25 protein-coding genes and 1 pseudogene are annotated in these 23764 nt (G+C 46.6%); 5 read left to right on the forward strand and 21 right to left on the reverse strand.

What is annotated here, in order from left to right:
* Positions 1-24: 24 nt before the first annotated feature.
* The 7 genes from C7R93_RS00420 to C7R93_RS00450 all read right to left on the reverse strand — a co-directional run bounded on the left by C7R93_RS00420 (position 25) and on the right by C7R93_RS00450 (position 7870).
* The gene (locus C7R93_RS00420; protein ID WP_106836966.1) at positions 25-960 is read right to left on the reverse strand and encodes a cation diffusion facilitator family transporter; all 936 of its coding nucleotides are present in this window, start codon (positions 958-960) and stop codon (positions 25-27) included.
* 173 nt (positions 961-1133) lie between these two features.
* The gene (gene murQ, locus C7R93_RS00425) at positions 1134-2048 is read right to left on the reverse strand and encodes an N-acetylmuramic acid 6-phosphate etherase (protein ID WP_106836967.1); all 915 of its coding nucleotides are present in this window, start codon (positions 2046-2048) and stop codon (positions 1134-1136) included.
* Between the two features lie 38 nt (positions 2049-2086).
* Positions 2087-3700, reverse strand: a complete 1614-nt coding sequence (locus tag C7R93_RS00430; protein WP_106836968.1) for a glycoside hydrolase family 3 protein — start codon at positions 3698-3700, stop codon at positions 2087-2089.
* A gap of 30 nt (positions 3701-3730) precedes the next feature.
* Entirely contained in the window at positions 3731-4693 is a 963-nt protein-coding gene (locus tag C7R93_RS00435) for a GNAT family N-acetyltransferase (protein ID WP_106836969.1), read from the reverse strand.
* A 23-nt stretch (positions 4694-4716) separates the two neighbouring features.
* The gene (locus C7R93_RS00440; RefSeq protein WP_106836970.1) at positions 4717-5544 is read right to left on the reverse strand and encodes a carbohydrate ABC transporter permease; all 828 of its coding nucleotides are present in this window, start codon (positions 5542-5544) and stop codon (positions 4717-4719) included.
* A gap of 17 nt (positions 5545-5561) precedes the next feature.
* Complete coding sequence (locus tag C7R93_RS00445) at positions 5562-6509, reverse strand: carbohydrate ABC transporter permease (protein ID WP_106836971.1); 948 nt, start codon at positions 6507-6509, stop codon at positions 5562-5564.
* 29 nt (positions 6510-6538) lie between these two features.
* Positions 6539-7870, reverse strand: coding sequence for an ABC transporter substrate-binding protein (locus C7R93_RS00450; protein WP_106836972.1), 1332 nt, complete (start codon positions 7868-7870; stop codon positions 6539-6541).
* A 589-nt stretch (positions 7871-8459) separates the two neighbouring features.
* On the opposite strand from C7R93_RS00450, the gene C7R93_RS00460 reads away from it, so the two are divergent.
* From C7R93_RS00460 to C7R93_RS00470, 3 genes are all read left to right on the forward strand, one after another.
* Positions 8460-9083 carry a hypothetical protein gene (locus tag C7R93_RS00460; RefSeq protein WP_106836973.1) on the forward strand — a complete coding sequence of 208 codons (624 nt, stop codon included), beginning with the start codon at positions 8460-8462 and terminating at the stop codon, positions 9081-9083.
* A gap of 15 nt (positions 9084-9098) precedes the next feature.
* Positions 9099-9749 carry a hypothetical protein gene (locus C7R93_RS00465; RefSeq protein ID WP_106836974.1) on the forward strand — a complete coding sequence of 217 codons (651 nt, stop codon included), beginning with the start codon at positions 9099-9101 and terminating at the stop codon, positions 9747-9749.
* 177 nt (positions 9750-9926) lie between these two features.
* A complete protein-coding gene (locus tag C7R93_RS00470; RefSeq protein ID WP_106836975.1) occupies positions 9927-10526 on the forward strand; it encodes an undecaprenyl-diphosphatase in 600 nt (199 codons plus the stop codon).
* A 59-nt stretch (positions 10527-10585) separates the two neighbouring features.
* On the opposite strand, the pseudogene C7R93_RS31080 reads toward C7R93_RS00470, so the two are convergent.
* The 10 genes and pseudogenes from C7R93_RS31080 to C7R93_RS00515 form a co-directional block, all read right to left on the reverse strand.
* A pseudogene (locus tag C7R93_RS31080) lies at positions 10586-10657 on the reverse strand (SDR family oxidoreductase); the annotation flags it as partial.
* A gap of 13 nt (positions 10658-10670) precedes the next feature.
* On the reverse strand, positions 10671-10928 hold the full coding sequence (locus C7R93_RS30505) for a DUF4183 domain-containing protein (protein ID WP_279629438.1): 258 nt from the start codon (positions 10926-10928) through the stop codon (positions 10671-10673).
* A 251-nt stretch (positions 10929-11179) separates the two neighbouring features.
* Entirely contained in the window at positions 11180-11464 is a 285-nt protein-coding gene (locus C7R93_RS00480; protein WP_106836977.1) for a DUF4183 domain-containing protein, read from the reverse strand.
* A 136-nt stretch (positions 11465-11600) separates the two neighbouring features.
* Positions 11601-12143 carry a hemerythrin domain-containing protein gene (locus C7R93_RS00485; RefSeq protein ID WP_106836978.1) on the reverse strand — a complete coding sequence of 181 codons (543 nt, stop codon included), beginning with the start codon at positions 12141-12143 and terminating at the stop codon, positions 11601-11603.
* A gap of 27 nt (positions 12144-12170) precedes the next feature.
* Positions 12171-12488 carry a hypothetical protein gene (locus C7R93_RS00490; RefSeq protein ID WP_106836979.1) on the reverse strand — a complete coding sequence of 106 codons (318 nt, stop codon included), beginning with the start codon at positions 12486-12488 and terminating at the stop codon, positions 12171-12173.
* A 52-nt stretch (positions 12489-12540) separates the two neighbouring features.
* Positions 12541-12720, reverse strand: a complete 180-nt coding sequence (locus tag C7R93_RS00495) for a hypothetical protein (RefSeq protein ID WP_106836980.1) — start codon at positions 12718-12720, stop codon at positions 12541-12543.
* Positions 12704-13237, reverse strand: a complete 534-nt coding sequence (locus tag C7R93_RS00500) for a Rieske (2Fe-2S) protein (protein WP_106836981.1) — start codon at positions 13235-13237, stop codon at positions 12704-12706. The genes C7R93_RS00495 and C7R93_RS00500 overlap by 17 nt, the downstream gene beginning before the upstream one ends.
* Before the next feature lie 16 nt (positions 13238-13253).
* Positions 13254-13823 carry a 4Fe-4S dicluster domain-containing protein gene (locus tag C7R93_RS00505; protein ID WP_017251305.1) on the reverse strand — a complete coding sequence of 190 codons (570 nt, stop codon included), beginning with the start codon at positions 13821-13823 and terminating at the stop codon, positions 13254-13256.
* The gene (locus C7R93_RS00510; RefSeq protein WP_106836982.1) at positions 13816-15990 is read right to left on the reverse strand and encodes a molybdopterin oxidoreductase family protein; all 2175 of its coding nucleotides are present in this window, start codon (positions 15988-15990) and stop codon (positions 13816-13818) included. The genes C7R93_RS00505 and C7R93_RS00510 overlap by 8 nt, the downstream gene beginning before the upstream one ends.
* On the reverse strand, positions 15977-17017 hold the full coding sequence (locus tag C7R93_RS00515) for a hypothetical protein (RefSeq protein WP_106836983.1): 1041 nt from the start codon (positions 17015-17017) through the stop codon (positions 15977-15979). Before C7R93_RS00515 ends, C7R93_RS00510 begins: the two co-directional genes overlap by 14 nt.
* Before the next feature lie 186 nt (positions 17018-17203).
* Between C7R93_RS00515 and C7R93_RS00520 the strand changes: the two genes are divergently transcribed.
* Entirely contained in the window at positions 17204-17911 is a 708-nt protein-coding gene (locus C7R93_RS00520) for a Crp/Fnr family transcriptional regulator (RefSeq protein WP_106836984.1), read from the forward strand.
* 84 nt (positions 17912-17995) lie between these two features.
* Here the strand turns inward: C7R93_RS00520 and C7R93_RS00525 are convergent, their stop codons facing one another.
* On the reverse strand, positions 17996-19495 hold the full coding sequence (locus tag C7R93_RS00525) for a nitrate/nitrite transporter (RefSeq protein ID WP_106836985.1): 1500 nt from the start codon (positions 19493-19495) through the stop codon (positions 17996-17998).
* Between the two features lie 144 nt (positions 19496-19639).
* On the opposite strand from C7R93_RS00525, the gene hcp reads away from it, so the two are divergent.
* On the forward strand, positions 19640-20935 hold the full coding sequence (gene hcp, locus C7R93_RS00530) for a hydroxylamine reductase (RefSeq protein WP_106836986.1): 1296 nt from the start codon (positions 19640-19642) through the stop codon (positions 20933-20935).
* Between the two features lie 114 nt (positions 20936-21049).
* On the opposite strand, the gene C7R93_RS00535 is transcribed toward hcp, so the two are convergent.
* The 3 genes from C7R93_RS00535 to C7R93_RS00545 all read right to left on the reverse strand — a co-directional run bounded on the left by C7R93_RS00535 (position 21050) and on the right by C7R93_RS00545 (position 23645).
* Positions 21050-21901 carry a S1 family peptidase gene (locus C7R93_RS00535; RefSeq protein ID WP_106836987.1) on the reverse strand — a complete coding sequence of 284 codons (852 nt, stop codon included), beginning with the start codon at positions 21899-21901 and terminating at the stop codon, positions 21050-21052.
* 117 nt (positions 21902-22018) lie between these two features.
* The gene (locus tag C7R93_RS00540; protein ID WP_208637771.1) at positions 22019-23080 is read right to left on the reverse strand and encodes a hypothetical protein; all 1062 of its coding nucleotides are present in this window, start codon (positions 23078-23080) and stop codon (positions 22019-22021) included.
* Positions 23070-23645 (reverse strand): sigma-70 family RNA polymerase sigma factor, encoded by a 576-nt coding sequence (locus C7R93_RS00545; protein ID WP_106836988.1) that lies wholly within the window; start codon positions 23643-23645, stop codon positions 23070-23072. The genes C7R93_RS00540 and C7R93_RS00545 overlap by 11 nt, the downstream gene beginning before the upstream one ends.
* Between the last annotated feature and the right edge of the window lie 119 nt (positions 23646-23764).

Raw genomic sequence — 23764 nt, forward strand, 5'->3', positions numbered from 1 at the left:
GACTAGCCTTTTTCTCATTGTCATTTATGCTTGCTGAAGCAAAAACTGCTTGCCATATTCCCCGTGATCCAGAATCGTCGGGTGCTCGATCTGAATCGTCGAATGGTCAATTCCGTACTTCGTTTGCAAAATGTGATTAATCGCCAGAATGACACAATACGGCTGGATGCCTTCACGAACGAACACATGCGCTGTCAGGGAGTAATGTTCCGTGGATACCGCCCAAAGGTGCAGCTCATGAACATCCTCCACTCCTTCTACTTCACTGAGGTCCAGGCGGATTTGCTCGAGATCAAACTGCTCTGGAACAGATTCCATCAACACGAGCAACGACTCACGAATGATTTTGGCACCACCTGTAAAAATAATTCCCCCAATCACCAAGCTGATCAACGGGTCGAACAAGTAGTAGCCTGTCATGTAAATGAGAATCGCCGAAGTAATCACACCGACGGAGCTGAGCAAATCTCCAATAAAGTGCCATAATGCGCTTTTTACATTGAGGTTGTCTTCTTCCTTCATGCTGCGGCTAAGTACGATGGTCAGCACAATGTTTACAACCAAACCGATGGATGCGATGGTCAGCATCAACTGCAAATCAACGTCTTGCGGATTGATCATCCGTTTGATCCCTTCAATGACAATCCCGATCGAAATCACGGCAAGCGCCAAGCCATTCAAGAACGAAGCAATAATTTCAAAACGGAGAAATCCGAATGTGTACTTCTTATTCGGCTTACGTGTCGCCATATAAATAGCGGTCATACTCAACCCTAATGCAAAGACGTCAGAAATCATATGGGCGGAGTCGGACAGGAGCGCGAGTGAATTGGACATCAAGCCTCCCACAACCTCCACGATCGTAAAAAACAACGTCAATATAAGCGTAATCCACAATGTTTTCTTCGATGTTTGCTGTTCTTTCACATGATCAAGATGATGATAATCACCCTTTTTCATACGTATCACCTCTGTCTATTTAATTTATAAAAATTATAATGTAATAATTAATGTAATCATATCCTCTTTTTCGAAGATATTCAAATGAACATTTTATGGATCATACAAGTGATTTTCATTACCAATGATGCCTTACTAAAACAAAAAAAGCCTCATCCAAAGGATCAGGCTGATCATTCCTTATTGTGATTCCCTTCCAAAATCCGCCGAATATTCCCCTTGTACTGGGTGAGCAAGCGGCTTGCGTCTTCTGCTGGCAACCCGGTCTTTTGCATCACGATCGCCAGTTTTGCGTCACCGTCTGCCTTTTGCAATAGTACGTCTGCCTCATCGGTAGAGACATTGGTCGCTTCTGCCACGATTTGTTTTGCGCGTTCCCTCAGCTTCTCATTTGTTACCTGCACATTGACCATCAAATTTTTGTACACTTTCCCCAACCGAACCATACATCCAGTCGTAATCATATTGAGGACCATCTTCTGCGCCGTCGCTGCTTTTAAGCGAGTCGATCCGGTCACCACCTCTGGCCCTACTACCACATTAATCGCTACATCCACACCTTGACTGATCTGTGCCACCTGGTTGCAGGACAACGAAATGATTTTTGCCTGTTGCCTTCTTGCTTCCGCCAACGCTCCAATCACATAGGGTGTCCGACCGCTCGCTGCAATTCCCACCACGGCATCCCCTGCCCTAACCCCATAGGCAATCACATCTTCCCTGCCGTTCTGCTCCATGTCTTCGGCTCCTTCGACTGCCTTGACGAGCGCTTTCTCCCCTCCAGCAATGACTCCCTGCACCAATGAGGGGTCCGTACCAAAGGTTGGCGGGCATTCAGCAGCATCGAGCAAGCCCAATCTCCCACTCGTTCCTGCTCCAAAATAAAAGAGTCTTCCGCCGTTTTCCAGACACTCTGCGATCAAATCAACTGCCGCTGCAATCGAGGCCAGCTCCTTTTCAACCGCAAACGCGACTGTTTTATCCTCCTCATTCATAATCTGGATAATTTCCATCGTAGAGAATTTATCCAGCTCTTCTGTATTCAGATTTCTTGTTTCTGTCGTCAAATCGCGCAGGTGAAACTTCATCCAGTTACCTCCCACCCATCTACACTCATCTTCTCTTTCTACCCCACACCATGCTGCTTTTTCTCCGATGGAAACAGGCTGACCGGAAGATGTCCAGCGGCCTTTCGTTCCCCGAACAAAATGTCTGCCACAAGCTCAATGGCTTGGTGCGTATGATCGTAAACGGCGAGATACGCATCGACCTCTGGCATTACCAAGAGATCATACGGGTTTCGCAGGGCGACAACCACGACCTTTTTCCCCTGTTGAACCAGCCGATTCACCAGCAACGATTGACCTTTAAAGATATGGGCATTGTATGTAAAAACGACGATCTGCTCCACGGCTGACATCACATTCGCCACAATCCCCACTTCACCCTCTGTCGGGTTGAGCGTCGACATCATATAATATTCAACTGCACGATATTTTCTCAATGGTTCGAGCACATCTCCAGAAGCTACTTGCCCATCCTCTGCCAGAGTAAGGTTGGTGATCCCCGGAAAAATCACGCCAAGCGGTTGCGTGCTTCTCTGTAAAGGAAGGAGCTGATGTTCATTTTTCACCAAGGTTATGGCTTGGGCGAGCGCACTTCTTGCCATGTCTGCATGTTGGACACGGTCAAAGGAAGGGCCTTTTGCTCGCAAGTAATGCTCCCAGGAAAGAAATCGTTTCTTTAATTGGAGCACGCGATTTACCGCTTCGTTGACCCGCTCGCCTGACAGTTCCCCCGAATGAATGGCCGCAACGAGTCGGTCATACGTTTTTTGCTGAACTTCATGCGTGTGGGAAATCAGAACAAGATCGATCCCAGCCTGCACACAACGCACCGCCGCTTCCGGAACCCCGATAGTACCCGCAATGGCAGCCATTTCCATACAATCCGTAATCGCGACCCCATCAAAGCCGAGAGACTCACGCAATATCCCCGTCACGATCTCCTTGGAATACGTAGCAGGAGAACCTGACTCATCCATACTGGGCAAACTGATATGACCAACCATCACCATTGGGACACCTGCCGCTATACTTCGGGCGAATGGCACCAGCTCGACCTCTTCCAGTCGCTTCCGATCATGTCCGAGCACAGGAACAGCTTCATGAGAATCGGTGCTCGTATCACCATGACCGGGGAAGTGCTTGATAGCGGGAATGACACCACTCGCAAGCAAGCCTTGAATGGCTGCCTCGCCAAACCGCGCCACCTGCTCTGGCGCTTCTCCAAATGACCGCACCCCAATAACCGGATTGTCCGCATTGTTATTCACATCGACCGTCGGGGCAAAATTGACCGAAATCCCTGCTGCACGCAGCTCCTCACCGGTTGCCTGATAGATGCGCTTGGCTTGATCGAGATTGCCAGTCGCCCCCAAAGCCATTGCTCCTGGAAAGCGCGTCGCTCCTTTTTGCAGACGGGAAACCACGCCGTTTTCCTGATCGGTCCCGATCAACAGCGGATAGGGCTGCCAAGACTCATTCGCCCAGCTTTGAAGTTTCTGTACGCGCTGATAGGTTTCTTCCGGTGTCCCGATATTGCGGCTAAAAAGAATCACATTGCCAATCTGCTTTTGTTTGATCCACGTTTCCATTTCTTCGGGAATATCCAGCGTAGGGTAACCGATCATCAGTAGTTGCCCGACCTTTTGTTCCACTGTCATATGTTCGGCTTGCATGGAATCCTCCTCCCTATCGACTTGCTCTTGTCAAGAAAATGCTTTACTGTACTTCGCATACTGCTTCCAGCTGCGATACCCGAGCCTCGCATAGAAGTCGACCAGTGTCGTCCAATCGATGACAATGTTTGAGATGCCACGGTTCCGCAAGGCCACAATGCCCGCCTCCACAATCGCCAGTCCCAAGCCCCGTCCCCTATACTCCGCATCTGCACCCAACGGACCAATGCCGCCCAGTCCATCTGCAAACAAAGGTGCCCAGTATACGTTTTGTGCAATAAACGGAGAATCGGCATCATTGATCCGGCAGAAACCGACGATTTCACCGTCCAACTCCACAACGACGAATTCGCGTCCGGTTCCTCCCCGCTGGAAATAGTGAATGGCTTCATACTCCCAGCGTCCGGGGAAGCATCGATGTAAAAAGGTGAGGAATCTGTCTTGATCCGCTCTCGTCAACAGTCGAAATCGTCCATCTGGTATCTCGGGCAATTCCAGCTCTGCTGGTTCGATATACTGGCATAACAGATCGTTCTCCAATCGATCCTCTGAGTGATACCCTTGTCGTTCAAACCACGCTTTCACGTCCGCAGATTCCTCGGGTATGCCCGGAAAATAATGATACGGATCGCGTCCCAGTAAGATCTTTTCCACCCCTTGCTCTCGCAACGCATTTTCTGCCCTTGCCAGCAATTCACGTCCGACCCCTTGCCCGCGATGGGCTGTAGACACGAGCAAGACCTGTATCCAGCCAATGCCTTTTCCCAACTGAATGTCGAGGTTTTCCTGCCAGCATTTAGCCACGACAAAACCGACAGGACGCTGCGTCACAGCATCTATCGCAATCCACGACCCGGCTTTGACTACATTCTGATCCTCGAAGCTGTTTTGCCGCATGAGTCCAGTCCGCATGGGAAAGCGATCACCCAACTCTTGATTCCACAGCTCGCACAGAGCGTCCGTATATGGATCGTCCCAAGGTACGTATTGCATCGGATGCTAGCCTCCTTTACTCCCTATTTCAATCCAGAGGTTTTGGAGCCTTCCACAAAATACTTCTCCGCAAACAAAAACACGATCAAAATCGGAATCAAGCTGATCAAGGCCCCTGCTACCAGCAGTTGATCCTCTGTCTTGTACTGACCGCTCAAGGACAAAATCCCGATCGGCAGCGTAAAATTCTCATCCGAAATCAAATAAATGACCGGCGCCAATATCTCATTCCACTTCCCCATAAACGTAAAGACTGCCAGTGTTGCCAAGGAAGGCTTGCACATCGGCAAAAACACCCGCCAATAAATCTGGAATGGATTGCAGCCATCCAGCTTGGCCGCCTCCTCGTAATCCTTCGGGATGTTCAAGAAAGCTTGCCTCATTAAAAAGATGGCAAACGGCTGTCCGAGCCACTCCAAAATCCAAAGCGGAGCCAATGTGTCGAGCAGTCCCAAATTTTTAAAGATAATAAACTGCGGGACTATCGTGACAATCCCCGGAATCATCATCGTTCCCAGCACGATCATGAACAGCGTGTCGCGGAAAGGAAAGCGCAGCCTGGCAAAGGCAAAGGCAATCATCGAGCTGGACAATAAGGCTCCGATAACGGAAAGGATCGCGACAATCAGACTGTTGATCGTATAGCTGCTGAAATTCGCCTGTTCCCACACGGTTGTATAGTTACTCCACTGTGTAGGATTGGGCAGCCATTCTGGCGGAAATTGCATGTACTGCTTGTAAGTTTTCAACGAGTTAAACACGGTTGTCAAAAACGGAACCAGCATAATCAATGCACTGGCTATGACAAACAAGTATCCAGCGATCTTATTGAGAGGAAGACGCTTTTGCATGGCTACCTCCTTTCCCCTTAATCATAGTGAACCCATTTCTTTTGCAGCTTGAATTGGATGAGCGTAATGGCAAGCAGGATGAGGAACAGCACCCACGCGATGGCAGAGGCGTAGCCCATTTTGAAAAAGCTGAATGCTTGGCGGAACATGAACAGCATCAGGACGAGACTGGCGTTGTTTGCACCACCTGTCGAGCCTGCCTCCGTGGAGCCTCCAGTCATGACAAAAATCTGCTCAAAGTTTTGGAAGGAGTAAATCGTATTCAAGATGACGACCAGAAACGTCGTGCCGGAAATCATCGGGACTGTCACCCGCCAAAACTTTTGCCAGGCATTTGCTCCATCAATCGAGGCTGCCTCGTACATGTCAGAAGAAATTCCTTGTAGCCCAGCGAGAAAAATAATCATCATGTAGCCTACTGACTTCCAGATGGCGATGAGAACCAAGACCGGGATGACCCAGAATTCATCAATCAGCCAGTTTTGCGGGGCCAGCCCAAGGTTAGACAGAAAAGCATTGGCAAAACCGATCCGCTGGTTAAACACCGCATCCGCTACATATGCGATCACTGTCCACGAGGAGATGACCGGCAAAAAGTGAACCATCCGGAAAAATTTCAAGCCTTTCAGCTTTTGATTCAGGGCAACTGCTAACAGCAACGCCAAAAACGTTTTGGCCGGAACGTACAGAAGCGTAAAGTAAACTGTATTCCATAACGCCCGATAAAACAGTGGATCTTCAAACAGCTTTTCATAGTTGTCCAAGCCAATCCATTTGGGCGGATTTAAAATATCGTAATCAGAAAAGCTGAAGTACAATGACGCGACCGATGTACCCACGACGAACACGAGAAAGTGGATGAGATAAGGGGAGACCAGGAGCAGTCCCCATCTCCCCTCGCTATCCAACCATTTTCTCTTTTTCACAGCAGGCTTCGCCTGTTGCTTGGGTTGCAGCTCTAGCATGGTTGGCACACATCCTCACTGATAGATGACTATTTCTTCTTGAAGAAGTCATCCAGAACTTTTTGAATACCTTGGTCTGTTTTCGTGATGAATTCATCTGTTCCGTATTTATCCATAAACAGCTCTGCCAGATTATCCGTGAACACCTTCACCCACTCGGTAAAGACAGCGTTGGTATCAATCGTGCCCGCGAACTCCAAGGTTTCGAGGAAGACTTTTTTGTTTTCCGGCTTCGTGGCTGGGTTTAGGAACATCTCGGAATTCGCCACTGATTTTTTCACTGGAATCGCTTCGCCTACTTCTGTCCACTCTTTTTGTGCTTCATCTGATGTCGTCCAGTATGTGATCCATTCTTTAGCAGCCTTGACCTTCTGCTCCTCTGCTTTTTTGTTGATAACCCATGAGTTTGCGATCACGGGTGCGAAGCGTTTGCCGTCCGGTCCTTTTGGCATAGGAGCGACATCGTAGTTCAACCCTGCGCCATTCATCGAGGTCGTTGCTGCGTAAATATCGACTTGCATCGCCACAGCCCCGCTCAAAAACGCTTTGAAGTTGCTCTGGAACGCCTTCAGATCAGCCGGATTCGGGAATAGCTTGCGCTGCATGCCGTCGACCATCCACTCGACCGCCTTTTTGTTCTCCGGGCTGTTAATAATCGATTTTGTCAACGTAGGGTCCAATACCCCGCCACCATACGCTTTCAAGATGTTAAATGCACCGCGTGAGCTACCGAAAAACGCGAAGCCGTACTGCTTCACTGATTTTTTGTCAAAAGCAGGATCATCTGCATTTTTCCCGTTGGCATCGAGGGTCAACTTGACGGAAGCGGCTTTCAAATCATCCCAGGTCCAATCTGCGGTAGGATAAGGGACGCCCGCTTTGTCGAACAAATCCTTGTTGTAGAAAAGCGCTCCGACTTGGATGCCCTGTGGCACGCCCCAATACTTCCCGTCTGCGTCCTTATTGAACTCAAGTCCATTAAGCTCATCTTTGTTGATCTCTTTCGTGACGTAATCGGTGATGTCGAGAATCGCGCCACGTTGGGCGTAACCAAATACTTTTGTCCCATCGCTCTGCCAAAGATCAGGTGCATTCCCAGCCGCGATCTGAGTCGTCAATTTTTGATAGAAATCATCATAAGGAGCTGTCATCGTTTTGATCTTGATGTGAGGGTGTGATTGTTCGAATTTTGCAATAATTTCTTCCATCTTTTTCTTCGTGGGTGGATCAGAGCTGTACCCCATATACAATTCGACTTTGTCCCCCTGCTGTGTGGAGGACTGGCTGCTACATCCAGAAACAAGCAATGCCGCAGCTAAGCCAATCATACCAAGTACTGAGAGAAACCTTTTCTTTTTCATGGAAAACCTCCCCAATTGCAATAAGTAGAAAACTTGCATAGCTAACGATATTTCCAAGAGCCTGACGTACTTCTAGCGACATGATGGGTACTGTAAAGATAAAGGACTCTTAACTGACTAATAGGGATAAAAGGATAAAGGCAGGAGTTTGTGTATTCTGGCGCAAGTACGCAGCAGAGACATCGTAATTTTTGGCAGAAGTGGCGGCCACTCCGTAAAAATCAATCTGGATTGGCTAAAATGTAATGTGCTGCGTTTTGTTCAGAACGCTTGATATTGTGCAATGATTCGCGGATGCGCAACAATCCGCCATTCAACACGATACCACCCCTTTAGTCTCGCAAAATTGTTAAGCGCTTACATTCGAGTGTGACATTGGTAATTCGTTACATATTTTGTATTATAGATGCTTGAAATAAAATATCAAGATGAATTGTCAGATTTGAAACAAAATTTCAAAACTATTTTTCGACACTTTCTCCTTTGTTCGCCCGTTATAATTTTTTACAATTTTAACAGTTACTTATATAGATCTCTTTCCGTATTAATCCATGTACGCCCAATTTACAAATAATGGAGCTGATTGAGAATGTCCAAGCGTAAGGCACTAGCATTCACACTGATGGCTGCTTTACTTTTGTCGAACTCTGCCGTTTTGACAACCGAAGCTGCTGCAAAAGCATCCTCTACCGAAGAAGAGCTCATTAGCAAAAAATTGACAGCAGAAGACCTCGATGACAATGCAAAAGCGACACTAGAACTGGTCAAAGAAGTTATGCCGGATATGAAAAAGTATGACATTATCCACGTGAGAGTCTATGAAAATTTATTAACCAGAAACGGTGATAGAATCGACCAGTTGGAAGTGGAACTGATGGGAACCCCTGAAGGTGAGAAGCCTCATCACGCACTTGTCAGGATGAACGCCAAAACGGGAGAACTCATTGGCGCCGAAATAGCCAACGGTCTGCTCAAATCGGAAGTCAAGTTGAACGAAGAAGAAGCAACCAAGAAGGGCTTCGAGTACCTGAAACATTTCTTTGGGGAGAAAGCGGACATCTACGAGGTATCCGATGTTCGTCACAATGTTTTCGGAGATGGATCAAAACAAATTCTCGTGATTTACACGGCACCAGACCATGATATTTACGTGACAATGGATAGCGAAGGGGAGCTCAAGGCTGCCAAAAAAGATATGTATATCGAAGAATAAAAGGGGTTGCTTCAAATGTTCAAACACCAAGCACTACCCTTCACCCTGATAGCAGCACTCCTTTTGTCAAACACACCTGTTCTGTCAAACGAAGCCGCAGCAGCCTCTTCCCCCAAAGTGAAAGCAACTGTAAATGCGAGCAAGTTAGAAGATCTGTCCATCAAAGATCTAAATCCTAAAGCAAAAGCGACTCTGAATCACGTCAAAGAAGTCATCCCTTACCTGAAAAACTATCACATCGCCTCCATCCTAAAAGAGAATGTCGTAACCACTTCTGGTCCTATCGAACGTCTGGAAATAATCTTGTCGAGCACACCAGAGGGTACTACCACACATTTCGGAGTTGTCCATCTAAACGCAAGTACGGGAGAGCTGTTCGGCGTCGACATTCAAAACGGACTCCCCTCATCCAAAAAGCTTATAGATGAAAAGGAAGCGTTCAAAAAAGGCAAGGAGCATCTCAAACGTTTGTTTGGAAAGCAAGCGGAAACCTACAAGTTCTCAGAGATCCATTCCTCTTCCTCTCAGGATAACCAGACACAGATTCTTGTTATTTACAAATCGCCGGATCATTCCATCTACGTGACAATGGATAGCGTCGGAGAATTAAAGACTGTCAAAAAAGCCATCTACCCCGAAGCCGAATTAGAAGGTAACCACAAATAAGATAGACCTTTGTCCACTTAAAAAGAGACGGTTCTGCCGCCTCTTTTTTTGATGGGTTTGAACGCGATTACGATACCAACCTTACAACCCTGTAATATTCTGTAAGGTAAATCAATTTCCCATTTCTCTCCTATCGATTACGATTCTCCTGTTACACGTAAAGGAGGATCACCAAAAATGAATGGCATGGAAATCAACATTCACTATTTTCGCTTAATTAATGACTTGGGGAAAGAGTATCCGGCTCTCAATCCCGTATCTTTTTATGTAGCAGAGTATACGGTGTTTATTCTGGCATTGAGTGCATTGGTGTATTGGTTTACGAGAAAATATGAGAATCGCATCATGGTCGTTTGTGCGACATTTACGTTTGTCATAGCCGAGCTATTCGGGAAAGTAGCAGGATATTTCCATGCGAACAATCAGCCATTCGCAGACCTTGCGGACGTCAATCAATTGGTACAAAAAGCGGTCGACAATTCGTTTCCTAGCGACCATACGATCCTGTTTTTTTCCTTTTGCATGAGCTACTGGCTTTTTAATAAGACGACGGGGCCACTCTGGATGCTACTTGCTGCTTGTGTCGGGCTTTCTCGCATTTTAGTAGGTGTTCATTATCCGGCAGATGTCATCGTGGGTGCCCTGATCAGCATTGGGTCCGCTTTGGCCGTCTATATGATCGTGCCGAGATTGAGTTTTGTCCATACCCTACTTGCTGTCTATGAAAAAGGAGAGCAAGCGATCTTGCCCGCCAAATCGAAGACGAGAGACTTTTGATTCACTGCTACGTCTCTGTCATCGTTCCACCATTTGACATGCAATACCTGGCCCGTGACCTATCCCGAATCATCCGAGGCCAGGTAGACATAGGTCGGAGCCAGCTCCAACGGCTGCCCTGCGCGACGTAATGAAAGCTACCATTTATGAGACAACCATCTTGATGAACTGAAGAATAAGAGGAACACCTTGTACAGGTATGTCACTCAAAATCAAAACGCCTGGCTGGACAACATATAAATTGGGAGGCTGAAGCATTCCATTGATGAAAAGATTCACAACAGAAACTTCATTCGGATCCAGAATGCCGGAAGTACTGAACGGCATGACAGCATCAGCGTTGGTATACATGTTTTTGACTCCATCTGAAATTGCCGTATACTGATATGTTTCTGTTCGTATTAAACCAGGAGTACATGGACATGGGGGGCATGGCGGACACGTTGGGGATGGTTTTACTGGAAAAATTCCGGGACAACCTAATGGCTGGACGATTTGCAGGCTGTGTCTCCTGACATTGTATTGCTGTGTGACATAGCGCCTCATGAAATCACTCGTCCTTTCTCGAAGTGCTTCGACCGTTCACTCCGATTTACGTGCATGAGTGAACCCCAGGCACATTCCATCCACCTGGGGCCACCCTCCTATTCACCTTAGTTCACGACAAATTCTACAATTACGGGAGTACCATCGTTTTCGGCATCTCCATTCGGAATCGTAATCGCCGTCGTTGTGATTGTGGAAGTATTACCTGCCTGAAGCACCCCATTAATGTAGAGACTGTAAAAAGCAAACGTACCAGGAAATGCTGTCGCAGCAGCGCCCGCGTCATTGGTAAATGCAGTTGCCGCAATGGCAAACGTAGCACCAGTACCAGTTCCAGCACCCATGGTGGACGTGAATCTCAATGAGGTTAGATACGGTTTAATAATCGGCACTTTAGAACACCCCCTCCTCTATTTATTCCCTATTAGTTAATGACTTGTTTCATCTAATTGAAACCGACAAATGCCAGTAGAAACCCGCACATTTTTTAGCCCTCCCACTTTTACCAGTAGGAGGGCTACATGATTGCTAGTCTTGAAACAGCGCTTGCAACTGCTCTTTCTCTGCGTCACTCAATACGTATTCTGCCATCGGGAACAACACATTCTCTTCTTTAAAGAAATGTTCCATGAGTATTTCTACTGCCATCAGCAACTGTGTGTGGACAGCTGCTATTTCTACTGGTGCAGACTTTTCCTTTTCTACGATTCGCATGAACGACATCAGGCTTTCATGAATCAGATCATGCTCTTCCTCCATGGCAGCAATCGGTCCCATATCCCGTTCTATATAGTTAGCCATCAGGGGATACAGGTCTTCCTCCTCGCGTCTGGAGTGTTTCTCCAGTTCCGCCCGAAACGAAGACGCCAGCTCATGAAGCTCCGTTAAGCCTTTTTTTCTTTTCGTAGGTTCGGCAGTAGATTTCAGGTTATTTGCTAGATTTACGAGCTCATTCATCTGCTCAGCCAATGATAGGTGCTCGTCTTTCAATTTTTCCAAAGCTGGACACAGCTTCCTCCTCTCTCCAAACTCCTGCATCATCCCCATACATCCCAGTGGCGGTGGTCCCATTACAATCCCTCCATCTACTAGTGGACGTTAGTTACCAAAGGAAATGCGATATGCTAGCTGTCCCCGATTGTCCCTGGCAACCATTCGAATACAGTCATCCTCTTGCGAAAAAACAACGGGTCCATTCTGGATCGGAATCGCAACAAACTGACAAGGATTAAAATAGAGTCGCAGATGCTCCTCATCCTCCGTAATCTCCCATTTTGCCAGCTGCCTTTCCATGAGAGCTGGAGAGTGTGGCTCGGCATCATCCGCCAAATCTTGAATGAGTATGCCCATTTTTTTATCCACCAAGGAAGGCATCTCTTGGTGAAGCTCGGCAATCGTTCGCTTACTAGGATTCATGGCAACTGATCACCCTTCCTTCCCTGCATTATTTCCCTTGCTCTCGTCGATCTCACTTGTTTTTGCTATATACCATCCATGCCAGCGGGAACAACACCACCGCAGCACCACTGAGCAGTAGCACCTCCATATATCGCTGTGCAAAATACATATTGACTGTGTACTGGGTGCAAACAATGCTGGCGAACAAGATCAAGGCTAATAGGATGACACCTTTATAGCTGCTCTTCATATCTTTTCACCCCTACAGCAAATACAGCTCCATCTTTTTCTTGAAGCACAATTTCCGGAAGCGGTCTTCTTGGCGGACCAGCGAGCGGCTTACCTGTGGCGATATCAAATTTCCCATGATGGCAAGGACATAGCAGCTCCTTCTCATCTCGGTCCCAAAATACCGGACAACGCAGGTGGGTACACGCATTTTGATACGCCTTGTATTCCTTTTCCGCTACATACACGAACAACGCGCTGTCATGCTCTTCTGGATAAGCAAACTCAATCGCATCTCCGGGTTTTATATCGCTGAGATTCGCGATTTTTTGTGTGGGATACGACTTGCTGGATGAACTCATCAGCTCCTTAGCAGCTAATGCCCCCCATGGCAGAGTAGATGCCGCGAAAAGACCGGCTGCCCCTACCATTGTTTTCATAAAACTCCGTCGATCCAGATTGCGCTCATTGGAACGATTGATGTTATGCGTATAATTGTCATCCTTCAACGGAATGGGGCGGGTTTTCTCGTTCTCCATAAGGTATATCTCCCCTCTAGAATAGCTTCTGTTTGCCCTGCAGAATACCAGGCAGGCTAATTTTTACATTGGTTTCGCCTTCCAGCACATCCGGGTCGTGGCTGGCCGTCCATTTGCCATTGGCCAAAGGAATCTGTGCCCGTTTTTCTTCCAGCTCTGCTTCCTCAATCCACTGCAAGGTGTTTGTCGGGCAAACCGAAGCGCACATCGGCGGGATTCCCTCTTTTGTACGGTCGTAGCATAGATCGCACTTGTACATAAGATTCTGCTCTTCATCAAATTTTGGAATGCCATAAGGGCACGCAATCGTGCAATTTTGACAGCCGATGCATTTTTCCACCAAGGCTGACAATACGGCTCCATTATCTGCGATTTGAATCGCCTGTGCAGGGCAGCTGCGGGCACAAGCAGGATTGACACAATGGAAGCACATGAGCGGAATCGTTTGTCTGTTGATAAACGGGTCCACATCCAGTACGTAGTTTCGGTTTCGGTTGTCGTGGCCTCCACACTGTGTGCACGCCGCCAAGCAGCTTCGACAACCGATGCAATTGTCCATTTCGATGTATAAGACTTGTTTACCCATGGCGAACTCCTCCATGCTTGTGCTTGATGATTTTCGCGGCGCATGCTTTAAACTCAGGCATTTTGCTGTAAGGGTCCAATGCCGGGTTGGTCAGCAGATTGATAGACTGCGCTTTTCCCCAGTGGTACGGAACAAACACCGTATCCTCTCGAATCGCCTCGATAACTTTCACGCGGTACTGCGCCTCGCCTCTTCTCGTTTTCAGCGTGACCAGCTCATCGTGTTCAATGCCATAACGAGTCGCTGTTTTTGGGTGAACTTCTAGCAGAGGATCAGGATACATGTCCTTCAAAAAAGGGATTCGTCTTGTCTGATTCCCGGACAAATAGTGGAACACAACTCGTCCTGTAGTCAGCCGCAAAGGATATTCTTCATCCGGCTCCTCCGCTGGCGGACGGTAAGGCAGCGCACATATTTTGGCTTTGCCATCCGGGTGATAAAATTTTTTATCCAGGAATAAATGGGGCTGTCCCTCGTCACCCTCCTCGCGGCACGGCCAGAAAACACCATTGTTTTGATCAATTTTCTCGTAGGTGACCCCGTAGTAGTCTGCTATTCCGCCTTTGGAGACCTGACGTATTTCATTGAAAATATCCTGAGGAGACTTCAAGTGCGTAAAGTATTGTCCGCGCCCCATTCTTTTGGCGATTTCTATTTGAATCCACCAGTCAGGCTTGGATTCTTCGAACCATTCCTGTGCCTGACGATGACGAATGATGCGACCTTCAAGATTGGTAGTTGTTCCATCGTCCTCTGCCCAAGTCGTAACGGGAAGAACGACATCGGCGTATTCAGCTGATTCGGACAAGTAAAAATCGCAGCAAACCATAAAATCCAGACTTTTCAGGGACTCTCGAACATGGTTTAGATTTGGCGCACTTACAACCGGGTTGGAGCAGAGTAAGTATAGACTGCGAATCGTTTTATCCTTCATCAGCTGGAACATCTCATAGGCAGAGACACCTTTCTGCGGCATCTCTTCCGCGGAAATGCCCCAGGCACATGCTATTTCACGCACATGTTCAGGATTGTCGAGCTTGCGGTAGCCAGGCAATTGATCGGCTTTTTGCCCGTGTTCCCGCCCACCCTGACCGTTTCCTTGACCGGTAAGGGTTGCCACACCTGATTTGGGACGACCAATCTTGCCTGTGACGAGTGACATGTTGGTATAGCCAGATACGTTGTCCGTCCCTTTCGACTGCTGTTCCACCCCACGGCAAAACATTACAATCGCATCGGGCGCCCTCCCGAAAATGTCGGCAGCCCGCACAATCTTCTCCTCTGAAACCCCTGTTATTTCGCTAACATACTCCGGTGTGAAGGCAGCGACCACTTCTTTGGTTTCTTCAAAACCATTCGTGTGATTTCGAATAAAGTCTTCATCAATATGCCCATTCTTGATCAGCAGGTGGACGATTCCGTTTGCCAGTGCCAAATCTGTTCCGGGTCGCAGATCCAGGTGAATATCAGCTCGACGTGCCAATGGTGTTTCCCTTGGATCGGCTACGATCAGATAACCGCCTCGATTTTGTACTTCCCAGATACGAAACATACTGGTTGGATGACATTCAGCCGCGTTTGAACCGGCTAAAAACAAGCAATCTGTTTGATGAATATCCGTCCAAGGAATGGTAGAACCACGATCAATTCCCAAGCTTCGATTCAATCCTGCCGCAGCGGAGGACATACAAAAGCGGCCATTGTAGTCGATATAACGCGTTTGCAAGGCGACCCGTGCGAACTTACCTGTGAGATAACATTTTTCGTTCGTCATGGAAACGCCAGAGTAAACAGATAAGGTATCTTTGCCATAGTTGTGTTGCAATTCCTTGAACTTCGAAACGATCAAGTCAAGTGCTTCCTCCCATGACGCTTCCCGAAATCCTTCCGCCGTGCCTTTTAAAGAGGCATCTGTTCGAATCAACGGCCGCTGTATCCGATCCGGATGGTTAACCTGCTGATAAGCCGTCACCCCTTTTGGACACATCTTACCCAGATTGACAGGGAAATCGTACCGTGGCTCCACTCCGATAATCTTGTTTGTCGTAGTATCTACACGCAGGTTCATCCCGCATTGCATACCGCAGTAGCAGCAGTGCGTGCTGACCAATTTCTCATTAGGATGAATCTTGTTTTCAACGTCTTTAAAAAATTTATCCTTTGGCATGTTGATTTGCCTCCCCGGCATTGATCTCGTGCGTAGGAACTCCTGTGAAGCGGAACATCCGGTATTTTCTGCGGCACGGCAAGCAGAGTTCAGCCAAGTGGAATTCTTCTTCCATTTGAAAAGCCATTTCGTTTTTACCCAGCACGTTGATTACATCTGCCGATTGTTCCGCAGAGACAAACTCATTGCTACACACTTTGCACTTTTTCATTTCCTGCTCGCCATAGTGCTCGCGATAATTACGTGCAAACACACTCATGGGACGGAACGGTATGTGCGCCAGTTTTCCGAATGGCAGATAAATCAATGTCACAATCACTGCGAATTGATGGGTGACCGATATGATTGGGTGCCCAAAGCCCCCCAGGAACAGGTTGCTAGCTGTCAACATCAATCCTGTTATGCTGATAAATAACAGCAGGTATATAGGCAAAAAGTCGTAGACAAAGGTTTGTTCAGCCCGTGCCTGCATGTTCTTGAATCTGCGATATAAAGCCATGATTCCTCCGCTGATGACCATAAAAGCGGTAATGTTCAGCGCATTGTAAAAGAGAAAGGCAATCCAACCATCCGCTTGTACGGTCAGAACATCCACACCCATAAACACGACCTGATAGTAACCGTTGTCCGTCATCGTGAAATACATCCAGCCAAAAACCAACGGAAAGGTGACAAATGCGGACAAGATACATCCCCATCCCAACAGAATGTGCTGTGCCCAGCGGTACCATCCCCGATTCCAAATAAAGCGATAGATAGCTAGATGATCCACCGTTGTATTCGCCGTACTTTTACGAAAGAGAAGTCGTAGTCCCTTTTTCAAAATGACATTCGTTGGCGGGCGATCTGCCCACGCAGAAAATCGGTAGAGGAAACCTCCAATAAAGACAAGCGTTCCCACCATATAGCCGTAAAGCGCCAAGTCAATATGAGTGAAAAAACGTGTTCCCACGTAACTTAGTACGAACAAGCAAGCAATGATGATAAAAGCACGCTTCGCCACCTTGGAAGCAAAAATATAGTTCATACAACACCCTCCCTGCTGCTGCTCTTTTTTTCCTTTCGTTCGAGACCATTGTAGCAATGGCTCGTAACCGAGGTTGTGATATACCTCACACCTCTGCCATAATCATGACTATTTTCTCTTCCCAAACCATCAATTTGAGATGATATAATGAGGTACCTTTTTATCCTTGTTGTAAGGGGGACCCACATGACCGGAAATGGCACTACCTTTGTTGAGCAGATTTCTTCCGATTTTGTGAATAGCCTTGAAACGTTTTCTGTTAGGAAAAACTTTGTTCCCGGAGCCGTCCTGTTTTTGGATGGTGAAAGTGCCGATCAGCTATTCTTAATTTCGTCAGGCCAAATCAAACTCACAAAAAACACGAACGATGGAAAAGAACTGACCCTGCAAGTATTTGGTGCAGGAGAGCTTGTCGGCGTCTCCGGGCTCTTCGAACAGGAATTGACGTACACCTCCACAGGCACCATGTTGATGGAGGGTGAGGTATGGATCATCCCGCGACAAGGGTTGGAAAAAATGCTCATCAAAAACGGCCAATTTTGCGTAGACTTCCTGCGTTGGATGGGCTTGATGAACAGGCGGATGCAGTCTAAATTTCGTGATTTGCTACTCAATGGCAAAATCGGCGCCCTGTATTCAACACTAATTCGCATGAGTAACACGTACGGCAAGCCACACCCCGAAGGAATCCTCATCGACCTTTCCCTTACCAATCGTGATTTGGCGCAATTCATTGGCCTGACACGAGAAAGTGTCAACCGGATGCTTTCCGATCTGAAAAAACAGGACACCATCGATCTGCTTCCCCAAGGGCATATCTTGATTAAAGACCTTGCCTATTTAAAAGAAGCGATTTATTGTGATGACTGCCCTCCTGATATTTGCCAAATGTGAGCAAACTCGCCATACTTACCTACAATAAAAAAAGTCCTGGACTTGTCCGTCCAAGACTTTTTTTCATAAGCGATTCAGCCTTCTTTATCCATGTCTTTGCTCCACGAGTTCGCTGAACATGCCAGCATAGTACTCGACGTCTCCTGCATCGTCCAGGATCGCGCTGATGGTTAACCATTGGAGATATTGATCCCCATTCTTCCGGCGATTCCAGATCTCTCCTTGCCAATAGCCATTTTTCTTGATCGAGTCCCACATCTTTTGATAGAAGTCGGCATCCTGTCTGCCTGATTTTAAAATATTGGGAGACTTGCCAATCACCTCATTCATCTCATAACCAGTCACTTTCGAAAAAGCATGGTTCGCACTTTTAATAACTCCTCGTGTATCGGTAATCAGTATCGCTTCTCCCGTCTTTTCCATAATGGTAGCGGCGAGCTGCAGCTTCTCTTGATAAAACATCCACATCACCAAGACTAAGCTTGCCAGTGCAAACTGAGATAACGCCATGAAACCGATCGCGTAATGCCCCGTCAGATTAAACAGCATCGTTAAGATCAACGGCGGGAAAAATCCTCCTAATCCCCCCATGGCAGATACGATCCCATTCACAATCCCCGCTTGTCGCGAGAAATACATCGGCACTAATTTGAATACGGCTCCGTTACCGATTCCGGCACATATCGCCACCAGTAAGCACCCTACCGTATACATCAAAATCGATGGCGAAAACGATAAGACAATACCAGACAAGGCGAGCCCAGCAAACACAATCATCAATGCCTTGAAAGCGTTCCATCTATCTCCTAGCCAGCCTCCCAAAGGTCTTGCAAGTGTCGCCAACAGAATGAATCCGGCTGTTCTCATACCTGCATCTACTTTATCCAATTGGAAATGACTCACTAAAAAATTCGGGAGATAAACGGTGAAAGCGACGAAGCAACCAAACGTAATAAAGTAGAACAAACTAATAAGCCATAGTTTTTCGTTTTTGTAGACACTCTTGATCTGCTGACCAAGAGGAGTCACTACCTTCGGTTCATTTTTGTCCCCCATCAAGAAGGTAAGCACAGCGAAACCTGCAAGCAATAACATAAACATCTGTACGGTATTGGCCCATCCAAACGATTTAGCCAGAACTGGCGCGGCAAAAGTTGTTATCGCTGTACCAATATTCCCCATACCGTAGATTCCGTTTATGGAACCATGCTTCTCTTTCGGATAGTATTTCGGTAGAGAAGTCACACCAACGGAAAATACCGCTCCGCCTATCCCCAAAAATAGCCCGCCTATTAGCAAATCGGTATAAGTCGTCGCCTTGCTAATATAAAAAACAGGCGCCAGCAGCAAGAGAAAGCTTATGCTAAATAAAATTCTCGCGCCAAATCGGTTACTCCAATATCCAACAGGGATTCTCAGCACCGATCCAAGCAAGACAGGAATCGCTGTCACCAACGCCACTTCGCTTGCACTCATGGGTACGGTTTCTTTAATAAAAGGCATGAGCGATGACAAAATGACCCATACCATGAAACCGACCGTAAGACTCAACGTCTGTAACGGCAACTGCCATTTTCGTACCATAACAACACCCCTCACTTGGGAATCTTCTTCATCCCCTATGATAAGAGGCAATGTTTTTTCCCGTTGTGATTTTAATCACAGCCTCCTTCCAGGCAATCCGCTTATAATCAAAGCGAAATCTTGAAACGAAGGAGTGGATTATACATGTTTTGTTATCAATGTGAACAGACTCCATCAGGTGGTTGTAAGGTCATCGGCGTTTGCGGAAAGAATGAAGATCTTGCGAGTATTCAGGATACAATTATTTTTGCTTTAAAAGGAATTGCAGCTTATGCAACACATGCACGTCAACTAGGCTATATCGATCCTGAAGTAGATGGGATTACACAGGAAGCTCTCTATTTTACATTGACGAATGTGAATTTTAACTTGGATGAACATTTGCAAATGGCCATGAAAGTAGGCAAAGCCGCCATAAAAGTCATGGAGCTTTTGGATAAGGCACATACGGATCACTTCGGAATCCCGCAACCAATCACAGTCTCACAAAATAAAATAGAAGGAAAATGCATCATTGTTACGGGACACAATCTATTTGCTCTCGAAGAACTGTTAAAACAGACAGAAGGCAAAGGAATTAATGTGTACACGCATTCCGAAATGCTGCCTGCACATGGCTATCCCGCACTGAAAAAATATCCTCATTTGAAAGGAAACATCGGGAAAGCATGGTACGATCAACGCCAATTGTTCGAGAAATTCCCAGGTGCCATACTGGCTACAACAAACTGTGTGATGCCCATACGAGGCAGCTACGCCGATCGTTTCTTTTCGTATGAAATAGCTGGCTTGGAGAATGTGACGAAAATTGATGGTAACGATTTTGCGCCGCTCATTGAGAAAGCATTGTCTCTTCCTGAGGTTTCCATCGAATCTGAACTGACATTGACGACCGGGTATCATCACAAAACGGTCCTCGGCATCGCCCCTGAAATTATTCAGGCAGTCAAGGAAGGAAAGATCAAACGCTTCTTCGTCATCGCTGGTTGTGACGCTCCTGGCAAGGGAGGCGAGTATTACCGTGAATTGGCTACGTCCTTACCACCAGAAGCAGTCATTCTTACTACCTCCTGCGGAAAATTCCGTTTTAACGATGTAGATTTCGGCATCGTGCCAGGTACCGACATCCCAAGATATATCGATTTGGGACAGTGCAATAACTCGGTTTCTACCATTACGATTGCGGCTGCATTAGCCGAAGCCTTCGAGTGTGAAGTGAACGAGTTACCCGTAAGTATCGTTCTTTCCTGGTTTGAACAAAAAGCGGTTGCCATCCTGCTCGGTCTGTTTAGCCTGGGAATACAAGATATACGGATTGGCCCAAAATTGCCTGAGTTCATTCAGCCCGGTGTTCTGCAAGTATTGCAAGACTTGTTCCATATCCAGTTGATTGGTGACGCCCAAGAAGATATGAAACAAATGCTGGGTATCACTCAATAAGCTGTCACCCGTAACCGCAAATAACAAAATGAGGCACCTTCTTCTAACAGGAAGGTGCCTCATTTTACCCCCTAGTGTCTGTCAACAAAAGAAGAGGTGTTACGACCTTGAAGCTTATAACCATTTTTTAAGCCATTCCAAAACAGATAGGTGCTGCAAATTGACTGCTTCTCCACCAGGGACGCTTTCCCGGACGCTTCCTCGTTGGATGCCTACAGACGTTATGTTGACGAAAATACCGACCACTTCTCCATACTCATTGACGGCAGCTCCGCCGCTGTTGCCATTCTCCACAGGAACAGAGCAATCAAATTCCCACGGTTGCAGCTTTGTGCTTAACTGACACAACTCACCAGTCCTTACGATCCAGTCCTGATACTCCGCTTCGACAGTCAGTAGCTTTTGACCACTCACAAGTGGATCGGTGCTCAAAGACAGGAATGGTAATTTTGCAGACGGTCGCTCAATCTTATATAGAGCCAGGTCAACAGCATCTTTTCCTATTCCTGAGTGCTCCGCAACCAGAGTCGCGTTTAACCAATCCCGAGAGTACGTTTTCACTCTGAAAGAGACTCTCCCATTGGATACGTGTTTTGCCGTCAGCAACAGGCCGCCTTTCAATAATACACCCGTTCCGCCGAATCCAATGTCTATGTGAACCGAAGCAGCCTTTGCCAGCTTTTCGATTTCACTCCACGGCTTCGGTTGCTTGGTAGCTTGGGTAGGCTCTGGAGTTGGTTCAGGCTCTGGAGTTGGTTCAGGCTTCGGCTTTTCCGGCGGATCGGGTTGAGGAACTGTTCCAGTCAATTTTTTCGCTATGTTTTGAATGAGCAATGCTACCAAGTCTCCACGGACTACTCCGCCTTCATGAGCGTTTTGTACCCAGTATTCAGCTGATTGGATGACTGCGTGGTTTTGTAATACTTTTAATGCCTCTTTTGTCTCTTTATTCGCTTGTTTATTCACCGTTCATCCTCTTTTCATTGCTCTATTTGTTCTATTTTTACTTTACCAAATATTTCTATTTCCTCCTCATAAAATCTCCATGAAAAAAGAGACGGTTCGCCCGCCTCTTCTCTATTACTACCATTCTGTTTCCGTTTTGTGTTCAATGACGCGTAGGACTTTTCGCTCAACTGCTTTCATCATTTGTTTCAGTAAATCATCGCTGATTGTTACTTTATTTTTTCCATCTTGAAGTTGTCTTTCAGCCTGTGTTTTTGCGATCACATCAATTACTTGTTGTTTCGAGATATTTTTAGATGCTGCAACCTCTACAACAGATTTCCCTTTTGCTATTTCTTCTTTTAACTCTGTCGGGCTCATTTTTAGTAAAGAAAACAGTTTTTCATTGTTTAAGAAGTTATCAGCAGTATAATCAGGTTTACCATCTCTGGAAAAATAACCTTCTACTTCCTTATTTGAAGGTGCAGGAGCTACCGGAGAAAGACTAATGGTATTACCGTGAACAAATACTTGGTAACCCTCTCCCTCTGAAGCCTTCTTGGTGTAATTCAGGATGAATGTTTTTTGGTTTGGGTTCTCCATCTGCTCCATGGCAACCTCGTAATCTTTGATGTTGCCATACAATTTATCAATGAGCTGATCTACCTTTCCCTTGATTTCCTGATCGGGCAAAGTAATGAGTGGTTTCTCCTTAGGCTCCCAATTCTCTTGCGTCAGGTCTTGAATCTCACCCGTAATACCGTTTGTATGAAGGGTAAACTTTTTGCCGGTTCCTCCTTTTTCCTGCAGGACGATGCTTAGTTGGGCCTTTTTGGTTGAATCATTGGGGTCTCCAAGGTAGCTTGCATTGATAATCTCAAACGATTTGGTTTCGGGAAATGCGCTGTACAGTTTCTCAAGTGCTGCTTGGCCAACCTCATCCAGCTTGACTTGTTCAGAAGTCATTGGTGCTCGAGTAAGCATGTCAATCACAACAGGGGCCGCAAATGCTGCGGTTGGAATCAAAATCGCAGCAGCAACTAATCCACCAATTAAACGTTTTTTCATCGTTATTTCGCTCCTTTTTCTTTGCAAATAGTTAGAATAGGATTGTTCAATTCGTTTGGAGACGGCCGGCGGGCACTCCATCGATTCTGCCTCTTCGTGCAGATGTTCACGGATTTTGCGTTCAATAGTCATTAATCTTTTCCATCCTTTCCAGGGAGAGATTCCCGAAGTCTTTTCTAAGCGCCTGGAGGCCAGCATGATATCTGGACTTGACTGTACCCAGCGGAATATCGAGCAACGTCGCAATTTCCTCAAGAGTATAGTCGTGATAAAAGCGGAAGATAATCACTGTCCGCTGTTTGTCGGTCAGTTTTCGTATGGACTGGGATATCAGTTGGTTCCTCCCATCCATCAACGCAGTATGTTCATCCCAATAAGATTCTTCCCGGGAGAAGGAACGAATGCGTTCAAAAATGCGGAATCTCCTCCAACTCTTGACCCGAAATCTCTGTACTTGACGGATTACCAGGCCATGCAGCCAGAACTGGAAAGGACGGTTCGTATCGTAATTAGCAAGTGATGTCCACATTTGCATATAGATTTCATTCATGACATCTTCCCGATCCTGCTTATGATCCACCAGAAAGGATACTGTCCGGTAGACGTCCTTGAAGGTGACATCATACATCGTATGAAACGCCTGTTGATCACCTTCTTTCATTTTTATAAGTAATTGGTACATCTCTTCATTTTGCATTCAGAAGGCCCTCCTGAGTAAGCAGCTTACACACTATATTGCCTCTCTATCGGAAAAAGGTTCGGTTGTCTTCTAAATTTTTTTCAAATGTCTTAGGGTCTCTTGTCTGGCAATTGTAC

The organism is Brevibacillus fortis, from assembly GCF_003013395.1.
Taxonomy (GTDB): Bacteria; Bacillota; Bacilli; order Brevibacillales; family Brevibacillaceae; genus Brevibacillus; species Brevibacillus fortis.